The sequence below is a fragment of the Microbulbifer sp. Q7 genome (genome assembly GCF_001639145.1).
Lineage (GTDB): Bacteria > Pseudomonadota > Gammaproteobacteria > Pseudomonadales > Cellvibrionaceae > Microbulbifer.
The window spans coordinates 475,306-487,719 of sequence record NZ_LROY01000001.1 but is presented as its reverse complement, the minus strand read 5'-3'; the positions used below and the strand labels follow the sequence as shown (position 1 = coordinate 487,719).

The window sequence follows — 12,414 nt, the reverse complement described above, 5'->3', positions numbered from 1 at the left end:
TGGGTTCCTTGGATTCCGATGCTTTTAGTGTAGTTGGGGGTTTTGGGGGTCTTTGGGTTGTGGGGTTCGTTTTATCTTGGTTCCGTGGCGGTAAATCACCGGGTGTGGGGTTTCGGAACCGCTGTAAATACATCCCTGTACGCTGCGTCAGCGACGTCCCTGTCGCTGACGCTTCCGAAACCCCACACCCGGCGCTTTACCTTCGCTTTAAAGATTGGGACTTTGTTAGCGGATCAGGAAAGTTTTTACGAAGTGGTTTAGGTTCGACTGAAGGTGGAGTGCCGGGTAAAGGTTTTCAGGAGCGTCGCAAACAGGATGTTTGCGCCGCAGCGCCCAGGGATGGGTTCACAGCGGTCCTGAAAACCTTTACCCGGTGCTCCACCGCCACCCAACCAAATTCAAAGTACCCAGGACCACAGGACTCAAGACTTTTTGCGAGGCCGCTGCCAGCCACTGATATTGCGCTGCTTACCACGAGCCACCGCCAGTTCGTCAGCACTTACTTCGCGAGTAATGGTGGAGCCCGCGCCAATGGTGGCGCCGGCGCCAATTTCTACCGGAGCCACCAGCGCAGAGTTGGAACCAATAAAGGCCCCATCGCCGATCACGGTTTTGGATTTGTTCACGCCATCGTAATTGCAGGTGATAGTACCCGCGCCAATATTGACGCCTTCGCCCACTTCGGCATCGCCAATATAGGACAGGTGATTCACCTTGCTGCCGAGGCCGATTTTGGTCTTTTTGGTTTCGACGAAGTTGCCCACCTTGGCGCCATTGGCCAGTTCGGTGCCCGGACGCAGGCGCGCAAAAGGACCGATGGCACAGGCTTCGCCCACCACAGCGTCTTCGATAATCGAGTTGGCTTCCACCACCGTGCCTGCAGCCAGCTGGCAGTTTTTCAGCAGGCAGTTGGGGCCGATTTTCACGTTATCGCCGAGGGTGACGTCACCTTCGAAGATGCAGTTGATGTCGATGGAGACGTCGGAACCACAATTAAGGGAGCCGCGGACATCAATGCGCGCCGGGTCCAGCAGAGTGACGCCGGCCGCCATCAGCGCACTGGCGTTGTCCGCCTGCAGCGCCCGCTCCAGTTCCGCCTGTTGCGCACGGCTGTTTACCCCAGCCACTTCGTTGGGATCGTCGGCGATCACGCCGGTAACGGCGATGTTTTCACGCACTGAACGCGCGATCACATCGGTCAGGTAGTACTCACCCTGGGCGTTGTCGCTGGAGAGTTCCGGCAGCCACTGGGCCAGCAAGTTAGCGGGCGCGGCGAGAATGCCGGTGTTGATTTCGGTGATTTTGAGGGTCTCAGCGTCGGCGTCTTTCTGCTCGACGATAGCCTGTACCTGTCCCTCCTCGTCACGCACTATGCGACCGTAACCCGCCGGATCCTCCATCACCACCGACAACAGGGCCGGGCCGGTTTCAGATGCGTTCAGCAGGTTCTGCAGGGTGGCGGTTTTCACCAGCGGTACATCGCCGTAGAGCACCAGCACCGTGGCGCCTTCGCGGAAGTTCGGAATCGCCTGTGCCACCGCGTGGCCAGTGCCCAGCTGCTCGGTCTGCTCCACAAACTGTACGCCGCTATCGGCAAAGCGCTCGCGCACCAGCTCCGCGCCGTGGCCGATCACCACAGTGATACCCACTTCGCCAAGACCTTTCGCCGCCTCAATGACTCGCCCCAGCATGGGTACCCCACCGATAGGGTGCAGGACTTTGGGCAGGTCGGAGCGCATGCGGGTGCCTTTACCGGCGGCGAGGATAACTACATCGATGGTCATGGGGTTCCCTGATGAGGTGCTATTGGTTTAGGTGCTATTAGTTTTTGATCGGAGCGGATTGTCACGAGTTGAGACGGTAACCGCAACCCGGAATGATGTCCCGACCCGCCCCCAATTCCCTCAATGGCTATGGCGGATGGAGCTGTATTTTACCCGCCCGACGAATATCGAGCCGCCGATGATATTGCCCGTGGTGGCAATGGCGAGGAACTGGAGTACATCCAATAGCCCGACGGTGGTGTTTTTGGCAAACCAGGCGCAGAACATGCCCACCGCGCCCGCAATACAGTGCGGCAGGCCACCAAGACCGATGACAAAGGTGATGATCGCGACCACGGTGATACGGCTGATGGTTTCCGCAGATGAGGTCACCATCCACGCCAATTGCCCCATCAGCCAGCCGGCGAAAATGGCACCTAGAAATTGTCCACCAACGCCGTCAGCGAGCATTTTCTCACCGTAGTAAGTAAACACTGACGCATCGAATCGGTCGGTCATATCCACAAACTGGACAAACAGGGCACTGAATACAATGGCCCCCAGCATGTTGCCCGAGTAGATAAAGCCCCATACCCGCAATAACTGTGGAAAGGATTTTCGACCATCCAGCACCGGCAGGATCGCCAGCGTCGTGTGCTCGGTAAACAGGTCCGAACGGCCGATGATCACCAGCATAAAGCCGACGGGATAGCTCAGTGCAGCCAGCAGGTACATCAGTTGGTGAGAGATACTGGCATGGAAATGACTGTAAAACGCCGCGATCAGGAACACGCTGAAGCCAATCTCCATGCCCGCCGCCATCGACGAGAGCAGCAGCGAACGGTTGTTGCGATTGTATTCCCGCAGGCTTTCGTCCATCTGCTCCGAAAGAATCTGGCGATCACTCTTGGGCCTGTCCTGATCCTTGTGGTGAGTCATTGCTGGTCTGTCCTGGATGGGATGCGCCCCGCGGCACCCCTTACCCCAGTCTAGTCACGCTGTTTGGCGGAAGGGCGCAAGCTGGGGCACCTTTTCACAGGCAAAAATCCGGTCACCTCGGGATATCCCGAGTTTTCCCCCGTTCGGCGTAGATGCGTTGAGTTTTGCCGGGAATCCAGTAATTTGTCACGATAGTCATTTTTCAAATAGCGGTGCCTTACCGGGGCGGCCGCGACTTCCAAGACCACTCCAGTAACCCAGGAGCCCTGAATGATCCATTCCAAAGTCAGCAAGCTGGCACGCCTGATCGGCGGCGCCGGCCTAGCCCTGACCCTGCCGCTGGCCGCCGCCGCAGAAGCGGGCAAACAAGAGGCGGACAAGTGGGACGTGAACAAGCCGCCCTACGAGTTCAAGTCCATCCCGCTGGATACCCGCGAAACCACCTGGAGCAACCTGGATATCAGCCCAGACGGTAAAACCATCGTCTTCGATATGCTGGGTGACATCTATGAAATGCCGGTCAGCGGTGGTGAGGCGAAGGCCATCACCAATGAGATTGCGTGGAATATCCAGCCGCGCTTCAGCCCGGACGGCAAGTCCATCGTGTTTGTGAGCGACCGCGACGGCGCCGACAACATCTGGATCATGGATCGCAACGGCGACAACCTGCGCCAGCTGACCACCGAGCGAGAGAACCTGGTGCATGCTCCCAGCTTCAGCCCCGATGGCCAGTACCTGGTGGCGCGTAAAGGCTTTATGAGTGGCCGCAGTATTCCCGCCGGTGAAATCTGGATGTACCACCACGGGGGTGGCGAGGGCCGCCAGATCAAGGCGCGCCTGGGCGGCGATATCGCACAGAAGAACATCTCCGATGCAGTGTTCTCGCCGGATGGCCGCTACATCTATTACACCATCGACACCACCCCAGGCACCGTGTGGGAGTACAACAAGAACTCCACCCAGCAGATTTTTGCCATCAACCGCTACGACCTGAACGATGGCAAGGACGAGACCTTCGTCTCTGGCCCCGGCGGCTCCATTGCGCCCATGCCCTCACCGGACGGTAAGAAGCTGGCGTTTGTTCGCCGCCAGGACTTCAACACGTCCCTGTTCGTCAAAGACCTGTCCACTGGTCTCGAAACACCGATTTACTCCGAGCTGGAGCGCGACCTGCAGGAAACCTTTGGTTCCCACGGCAACTACGTGCACTACGACTGGATGCCCGATGGCAAATCCCTGATCGTGTGGAGCAAGGGTAAGTTCCTGCGCATCGCCGCCGATGGCAGCAGCATCGATAACGGCCCGCGGGAAATCGTGGCGCACATCAAGACCGAGAAGAAAGTCGCCGACGCGGTGCGCTTCCCGGTGGATGTGGCACCGGAGCAGTTCGATGTGAAGATGATCCGCTGGGCACAGAAGTCCCCGGACGGCAAGCAGATCGCCTTCCAGGCGCTGGGTAAAATCTACGTTCAGGACGTGAAAAGTGGTGAACGCCGCCGATTGACCCGTCAGGATGAGCATTTCGAGTTCTATCCGAGCTGGTCCCGCGACGGCAAAAGCATCACTTACGTCACCTGGAACGACGAAAAACTCGGCCAGGTGCGCGTGGTTTCCGCCCGCAACGGCCGCGGCAAGAACATCACCAAGGAGCCCGGCCTGTACGTGGAGCCGAGCTTCTCCCCAGATGGCGAACTGGTGACCTTCCGTCGCTTTACCGGCGGTTACCTGTTGAGCCCGGAGTACTCTCTGGAGCCGGGTATTTACCTGGCAGATGCCGACGGTGACTGGCAGCGCCGTATTGCCAAGTCCGGTTACGAGCCGCACTTCGGTGCCGACAGCGACCGCATCTACTTCTCCGAGTTTGTCTACGGTAACGGCGGCAAGCGAGTGTTCAAGAGTGTGGACGCCAACGGCAAGGACGAGCGGGAGCATCTGCACGGTGCGGAAATCACTTCCTTCCGCCTGTCGCCCGATAGCCGCTGGGTCGCCTTTACCCAGGACTTCAAGGCATTTGCCGCCCCGTTCATGCACACTGGCAAATCCGAGTCCATTGGCCCCAAGGCGACCGCGGTCAAGGTGACCCAGGTCTCCAAGCGCGCCGGTGAAAACCTGCACTGGTCCGCCGACAGCGCGACCCTGGGTTGGGCCCACGGCCCCAAACTGTACGAGCGCGAACTCAAGGACGCGTTTGATTTTGTCGCCGGTGCCCCGGAGCAACTGCCGGAACCAGTGAGCGAGGGCATCGATCTCAGCTTCAAGCAGAAGTTCGCCAACTCCGACAAGCTGGTGGCGCTCACCGGCGGTACTGTGGTGACCATGCGCGATGCCGACCAGGCACAGGAAATCATCGAAAACGGCATCGTGCTGTTCCGCGGCAACCGTATCGTCGCGGTGGGCACCAGCAGTGAAGTGGAAATTCCTGTGGGCACACAGCGTATCGATGTCACCGGCAAAACGGTGCTGCCCGGCCTGATCGATGCCCACGCCCACGGCGCCCAGGGCCGCGAGGAGATCATCCCGCAGCAAAACTGGAACCTGTATTCCAGCCTGGCATTCGGTGTGACCACCATTCACGACCCGTCCAACGACAGCAGTGAGATCTTCTCTGCGTCAGAGATGCAAAAGGCGGGTGTGATCAACGGTCCGCGCATCTATTCCACCGGCACCATTCTTTACGGCGCCAAGGGCCCCGGCTACAAAGCCAAGATCAACAGCCTGGAAGATGCCGAGTTCCATGTGGGCCGCCTGAAGGAAATGGGCGCGATTTCCGTGAAAAGCTACAACCAGCCCCGCCGCGAACAGCGTCAGCAGGTGCTGGAGGCGGCGCGCAAGCACGGCATCATGGTGATGCCGGAAGGTGGCGGTAAGTACCAGCACAACATGAACATGATTGTGGACGGTCATACCGGCGTCGAGCACTCCCTGCCCATCGCCAATATCTACTCCGATGTGGAGCAACTGTGGGGCCAGACCCAGGTAGGTTACACACCGACCTTCGTGGTCGCCTACGGCGGTCTTACCGGTGAGTACTACTGGTACGATCACACCGAGGTGTGGAAGAACGAGCGCCTGACTCGCTTTACTCCGGACTTTATCGTCAACCCGCGTTCCATTCGTCGCGAGCGTGCGCCGGATCACCACTACAACCACTTCAATGTGGCTGAGCATGCAAAAACCCTGCGTGACAAGGGTGTCACCGTGCACATCGGTGCCCACGGCCAGCGCGAAGGTCTCGGCGCACACTGGGAACTGTGGATGATGGGGCAGGGCGGCTTCACCCCGTGGGAAGCCTTCCGCGCCGGCACCATCGACGGTGCGCGCTATCTGGGAATGGATAAAGACCTGGGCAGCCTGGAGCCCGGCAAGCTGGCGGACATCATCGTGGTGGACGGCAACCCGCTGGAAAACCTGCGCCTGTCCGAGAACATCAAATACACCGTGATCAACGGCAAGGTATTTGATGCGGCCACCATGAACGAGGTGGACGGCGACGAGCGCCTGGCATTCTTCCATGAGCGCCTGCCGGTCAGCGCCATGCCGACACCGACGGCAGAAGCCATTCAAGAGAAGCAGGAGCGCCACCACTGGGTGCACTGATTCCAAGTCAGCCAGCTACAAACAAAAGACCCGCGATTGTTCGCGGGTTTTTTGTTTCTGCTCACAACGCATGACCAGCGATGCTGTTGGTTTCTACTGCTATAACAATATTGGCAAATTCCAAAATTGATTTAAGAGCAGGGGGGACACTATGGGCAATAACAACAAACTGACTTTGGCAGCAACCGCGTTGGGCTCCGCCATCTCTCTTGCAGCTGTCCCCGCTTTTGCCGATGACTGGGCGTTTAGTGTCGCCCCTTTGTACCTTTGGGCCAAGAGTGTGGAGGGCACATCGAGCGCAGGCGGTATCGAAGCGCCACTGGATCTGGACTTTCAGGACGATATTTTGGAGAACCTCGAAGCAGCCTTCTCGATCCACGCTGAGGCTACCAATGGCACCATTACATTCTTCGCTGAGTATAACTACGCCAAGCTGAAGCCAAGTAACCGAACCGAAGTAGGGCCGGTGGAGGTACGCTCAGACATCGACTTCAGGGACGTAATGATCGAGGGCGGCCTTGGCTGGACGCTCGTAAGCTCGGACAGTGGCACCTGGGAACTGCTGGGTGGCTTGCGCTATATCGAGCAGGATATGACGGTAAAGTTTAGCAATTCTCTGCCCGGCGACTCTTCCCTGTTTGACCGGCTCGAGTTAGGCGACAGCTGGACACACCCTTTCGCGGGTGTTCGCTATACCAGTGTCATCAACAAGTGCTGGCGTTTTCGGGTGCGCGGCGACTTCGGCTACGGAGGGTCAGATAACAGAGCATTCCATGCTATCGGCCTGTTCGACTATCAGTTCCGCGACTGGGGCTCGGCCTTTGCCGGCTACCGCTACCTGAGCACTTACTTCGCCAACGGTAAAGACGGCCTGAGCCAATATGGCTTCGACGGCGACCAGCAGGGCCCGGTGCTGGGCGTAAACTTCTACTTCTAATTCCTAAAGCTAGCTAGTTTTACCGGTAATAAAAATTCGGATACCGGGACCACCTTAAGTGAAGAAGAACTCAAACCAACAGGAGCTTTTCATGTCCACTCGACAACCTGAAGCACTATCCCGGCTAGTAGCGAGGAGCCTCGTCGTGCTAGGTGCGATACTGTTCAGCTCCACCGCGCTCGCGGGCAAACCCATCGTCCATGACGCCGAGTTCTATGTTCTGCAGCAACAGAACGGGGAACGCTGGGCGGAGGAAGACAAGGTGCTGGACCAACGGCTGGCTGAGTTCAAGCGCAGCAATGGTGGCAAGCCGCCGAATATTATCTACATCCTGATCGACGACATTGGATTCGGCGATCTGGGTAGCCGTACCCTGAACATGATCCGTGGCTACGAGACACCCTCGATCAACAAAGTGGCCCGTGAGGGTATGCGCATGGTGCGCATGTACACGGAGCCCTCCTGCACCCCGACCCGGGTGGCGATGATGACTGGACGCCAGCCTCATCGTAATGGAATGGGAAACACCGCAGTGGACATCTCTGGCTTTGGTCTCGCGGGCAAGGAGGTCACACTGGCAGAGATTCTCTCAGCGAATGGTTACAACACTACCCACATCGGTAAATGGCACATGGGGGACATCAAGGAGGCCTGGCCGAATTTTCAGGGCTTTGATTACGCTGCCTTCCCAATTCACCAGCAAGGTCAGCTGACGATCTTTCACGACGATGCAGCTAACGAGGAAGTGTCTGTCGGTATCGGCGACAACAATTACGACGACCGCTATACAATGGACCGCTGGCTGCGCACGGATGCCTCGGCAATGGCGCTGGGCGTCGAGGGAACCCGCGGCCAACCGGTAAAGGAAGTCGGCATTAAACCCGGCGAACGCTGGACCGAGAAAAAATACGAGGAGATGAACTACCGCTACCAGGCTCAAGCTATGGAGCAGCTGCGCAAGCTGGCGAAGGAGGACAAGCCATTCTTCCTTAACTACTGGCCACTTTACCCACTGACAGGTCCACGTGCTTCCTACGATGAATACACCACCCCAAACGGCGGCAACTACGTGGAAAAAATGAAACTGGTGGACCAGTGGATTGGCGACATGATGAGAGAAGTGGAAGCGCTGGGCATTGTCGACAACACCATCGTAATCATCATGGGGGACAACGGTCACTTCACAAAATATTCGCCGAAGTCAGGCTACTCGCCGATGATTTTTCGCGGGGGCAAGGGAGCCACCACCGAGGGCGGTGTGCGGGTAGATGCGTTTGTCCGCTGGCCCGGCATGATCGAGGCGGACTCGGTTACTGGCGATATCGTGCATGTTACAGACCTGTTCACCACCCTCGCTCGTATCGGTGGCGCCCATGACGAAATACCACGAGATCGTATTATCGATGGTCTCGACCAGACTGCACTTTGGCTAAACGGTGACACGCATGGGCGTCGCGATTACGTCTTCCTGTACAACATTAACGCGCTAGAGGCGGTGATAAAGGAACAGTACAAGCTGGCTATACCCGGCGGAAAAATTGAGAATGCGATTCTCGCGGATTTCTATGACCTGTTCCGCGACACCCGCGAAGAGAAGCCAGTGTCAACCGAGATCGGAGCGTGGGGCGGCGCCAAGTTTGTGCGAATGCTGCAGAGACACATGGCGCGCAAGCAAAAGTACCCTAGCGAGGGACCCGCCACAGGTATGCCGTATGAAGGCATCACCAATCTTCGGCCGGAGACAAAGAGCGCTGTTCAGCAATTCCTGTTCATGATGAAAACCCCCACCATGTAATAGTTAGCGACATGGGAAAGCACTTGGGCCCGAGGACCGACTGGAAGACAACGTAAGCGCGTTGATTTATTCAGGCTCCACTTTCCGGTGTAAATCCTGCGCCAAGTCCAAGGAGGGCGGGCTCGCACTGGGTGTCCAGGCCGGCCTGCAATGACTTACCAGCGTACTCGAAAGCGCCGATTTTTCACCCGTGCGGGGAACGCCCCACAGCTGGGCAGCATCATCCTTGTGAGCAAACGCTGACCGTGTAAGGTCCATCAGCTGCCACTGCGCAAAAGGGCCTGCGCTCGCTGGCGTTGTTCCGCGGAGTGGCTCCACGCCACCACCCGCTCCAGGTATTCCCGCGCCAAAGCGTGTTTACCCAAGTGGGCAAGGTAAAACCCCAGCGCGATATTCAGGTTCAGGTGGTTCGGTTCCTGCTGGTAGGCGCTGAGCATAATCTGCAGGGCTTCTTCGCTTTTTCCCTTTAGTTGATAGGTGGTCCACAGCGTCCGGTATCCGGGCAGGTAGTCCGGCCCCATCTGCACAGCGATCTTGCCGTACTTCACGGCGGATTCATACAAATCGTCATCCCACTCGCGGGTCAGGGTCAGCGCCTGCAAACGCAGTAAATAATATTGCGCGAGATTGGCGGCGGTGAGGTGGCTGATCTGGCCGTACTCACCGATCTCCTCCACCACTTTTTCGCCGGGTTTGTAGTTCTTGTTTTCCGCTTCGAGCACCGCCAGGGCGGCTCGATTTTCCTGCCAGCCGAGGGCCAGCGGCTCACTCTGCTGCAAATACTGCATGGCCAGTGGGGGCCTGCCAAAGTCCACGGCGGTGCTGGCGAGCAGGAATAAGCGCGCGTTTTCGCTCAGTTCGCGGCGGGGAATGGAGTAGGTGTATTCGGGGATATCCAGCTTGTGGCGGTGAATATCGGTGCGCATATAGGCGAGCATTTCCCGCTGCATTTCTGCGATGGTTTTTCCGAAATGCTCCCGAAAAATTTCCCGCGGGTTGTCACCGGCGGCCACGGCTTTCAGGTATTGCGCGGCGGCTGTGCGGTAGTCCGGATGGCCGGCGTTGTAGCCCAGCTGCAGATAGTGGGTGAGCAGCCAGGCACTGGCGTAGTAATTGTTCCAGTAACGACTGTTGTCTTCACCCTTTTGCGAGACGAGTGGGGGCGGGGACAGCAACTGCGCGATACTGAGCGGCTCATCCTCAGCCCAGGCGCTCAGTCGCCACTCCGGTAACCCGCCCACTAGCACGGTTTTTTTGCGCAGCTCCGCACTGGCCAGGAGCTCGGCGAAGCCCTCGGAGTACCAGCGCGGGTAGGTCATGCCGCTGCGCTCGCGCATCAGGTGATGTACGTATTCGTGGAAGATGAGCCCGGAGCCAGTAATGCCGTGATCACCGTCGCGAGAAAAAATGATGGGTCCTTGCCAGGTTTCCCGGTACAGCCCGGCAATCTTGCGGTCGCCGGTAAACTGTTCAAATTCGATGGAATCGCGGAAGTGGAAGACCCGCAGATTACGATTTTCCGGGGTTTCTTCCTGACCGGTAAAGGAAAGGGCGGTGCGACGGAATCGCTCCAGGTCGCGCACCAGTGCGTTGACCCGGCGCTCCGGCACATCGGAATAAACGGTAAAGTTTTCCGAACGATATTCGTGCCACTCGGCCGCACCGGCGCTGAGAATGAACAGTGTGCTTAACCAGAGGCCGCTGAGAGAGAAAAGACGCCACATAGTGCCTCCCGGCCAACCAATCAGCCAGCGGCCACCGTATCTTCGATCCAGGTGCGCAGCCGGCGCGCTTCCACCTCGCCCGCGTCGATCGCCTCGGAGGCGCGGGAAAATTCCATACCGCCGATATCTGCGACCTTGGGCATGACCAATACATCCGGAGGTGAGCCCATCATGCGGGTGCGCTTGTGGCGGCGCTCGAGAATCGCCATCGCCTGATGCATGGTATCGAACATACCGGGCGGGGTAATTTTGGGCCGTTTGCGCAGTTCGCGGAACTGGGTCAACTGCTCCTTGCCTTGCTCCAGCAGGCGCGCCAGGCCATTCGTCGCACTCCCGTTTTCCGAGTCCGGTGCTTCCTCATCGTCGGCGGTCTCCGGTAGCGCGATCTCTGCGCGTTCCCGCTGCAAGGTCTGGATATCCTCTTCGGTGGGTTGCGCACTGACCACGCTGGTGACTTCATCATTATCACGGGTCAGCAGTGGCGCGCCATCCTCCATCACGTCAATCGCAATCACCCGTGTGGCGCCCATCGCCCGACACACATCCACCGGCACCGGATTGACTACCGCACCGTCAACCAGCCAGCGGCCCGACAGCGCCTTTGGCGACAGAAGGCCAGGAATGGAACAGGAGGCACTCACGGCATCTTGAAGATTGCCCTGTTGCAGCCAGATCTCCTGGCCACTGTGCAGGTCCGTCGCTACCGCCGTGAACGGCAACGCCAGGTCTTCAATGTCTTTGAACTCAAAGTCCTCGAAAAACGTGCGAAAGGGTTTTTTTCCGCCGATCACGCCGCCGCTCAGGGTCCAGTTAATGTCCAGCAGAGAAAACACTTTCCAGTTGTCCAGCTGGCGCACCCACTCTTCCAGTTTATCGAGCTGGCCGGCGGCATACGCCGCACCGACAAAGGCGCCCATGGAGGTGCCGGCGATGACATGGGGCTGGATGCCCATTTCATTCAGTACTTTGAGCACGCCGATATGGGCGAACCCCTTGGCGGCACCACTGCCGAGGGCTAGACCGATACAAGGTCCATCCGTTTTGACTGTTTCCACCTTTTCCTTTTCCTAAACCGGATTTACAGCAACCCATGATGGCGCGGCTGCGTTTGAAAGGGAATGACGGGCACAAAAAAAGCAGCCGAAGCTGCTTTCTTTGACCGGCGCTAAGCCAATGGCTCACCGCATTACTTGCCGGCGGCCTTGCGAATGGCCTGCATGGTACGCAGGCGCGCTTCGGCCTCGGCCAGTTGCGCGGAGATGCGGGCGTAGTCGATATCCGCCGGGGCACTGCGCAGGGCGTGTTCCGCCTCCTCGCGCGCCTTTTGGGCGGCATCTTCGTCGATTTCGCGCTCGGCGAGATCGGCGAGGATGGTCACCATATTCGGCTGGATTTCCGCATAGCCACCGCTCAGGAACAGCACCTCTTCATCACCATTGTCTTTGATGATGCGTACCGGGCCCGGCTTGAGGTGAGTGAGCAGCTGCGCGTGACCGTAGGAGATACCGAGTTCCCCTTCGACGCCGCTGACAATCACCATCTTCACCAGACCCGAGAAGAGGGATTCCTCTGCGCTAACAATGTCGCAATGTACTGTCATAGCCATAAGGCTACCTCAATCTCATTTGTTTGCCTTGTGGCATCGCACAAAATCTACTG

The 12,414-nt window shown here is 58.3% G+C and carries 8 protein-coding genes; 3 read left to right on the top strand and 5 right to left on the bottom strand.

The genetic code is table 11. The annotated features are described in order from the left end of the window. Window positions 1-422: 422 nt before the first annotated feature. Window positions 423-1,784, bottom strand: a complete 1,362-nt coding sequence (glmU, locus tag AU182_RS01875; RefSeq protein ID WP_066959828.1) for a bifunctional UDP-N-acetylglucosamine diphosphorylase/glucosamine-1-phosphate N-acetyltransferase GlmU — start codon at window positions 1,782-1,784, stop codon at window positions 423-425. 120 nt (window positions 1,785-1,904) lie between these two features. Then, complete coding sequence (locus tag AU182_RS01870; protein WP_066959825.1) at window positions 1,905-2,702, bottom strand: formate/nitrite transporter family protein; 798 nt, start codon at window positions 2,700-2,702, stop codon at window positions 1,905-1,907. A 270-nt stretch (window positions 2,703-2,972) separates the two neighbouring features. On the opposite strand from AU182_RS01870, the gene AU182_RS01865 reads away from it, so the two are divergent. The 3 genes from AU182_RS01865 to AU182_RS01855 all read left to right on the top strand — a co-directional run bounded on the left by AU182_RS01865 (window position 2,973) and on the right by AU182_RS01855 (window position 9,031). Beyond that, entirely contained in the window at window positions 2,973-6,299 is a 3,327-nt protein-coding gene (locus AU182_RS01865) for an amidohydrolase family protein (RefSeq protein ID WP_066959822.1), read from the top strand. A 151-nt stretch (window positions 6,300-6,450) separates the two neighbouring features. Next, window positions 6,451-7,236, top strand: a complete 786-nt coding sequence (locus AU182_RS01860; protein ID WP_066959819.1) for a hypothetical protein — start codon at window positions 6,451-6,453, stop codon at window positions 7,234-7,236. Window positions 7,237-7,381: 145 nt separating this feature from the next. Beyond that, window positions 7,382-9,031 (top strand): sulfatase-like hydrolase/transferase, encoded by a 1,650-nt coding sequence (locus tag AU182_RS01855; protein ID WP_227718081.1) that lies wholly within the window; start codon window positions 7,382-7,384, stop codon window positions 9,029-9,031. A gap of 257 nt (window positions 9,032-9,288) precedes the next feature. On the opposite strand, the gene AU182_RS01850 is transcribed toward AU182_RS01855, so the two are convergent. The 3 genes from AU182_RS01850 to AU182_RS01840 form a co-directional block, all read right to left on the bottom strand. Then, a complete protein-coding gene (locus tag AU182_RS01850) occupies window positions 9,289-10,755 on the bottom strand; it encodes a tetratricopeptide repeat protein (RefSeq protein ID WP_066959813.1) in 1,467 nt (488 codons plus the stop codon). A 20-nt stretch (window positions 10,756-10,775) separates the two neighbouring features. Then, window positions 10,776-11,810 carry a patatin-like phospholipase family protein gene (locus AU182_RS01845; protein WP_066959810.1) on the bottom strand — a complete coding sequence of 345 codons (1,035 nt, stop codon included), beginning with the start codon at window positions 11,808-11,810 and terminating at the stop codon, window positions 10,776-10,778. 131 nt (window positions 11,811-11,941) lie between these two features. After that, window positions 11,942-12,361, bottom strand: coding sequence for a F0F1 ATP synthase subunit epsilon (locus AU182_RS01840; protein WP_066959807.1), 420 nt, complete (start codon window positions 12,359-12,361; stop codon window positions 11,942-11,944). Between the last annotated feature and the right edge of the window lie 53 nt (window positions 12,362-12,414).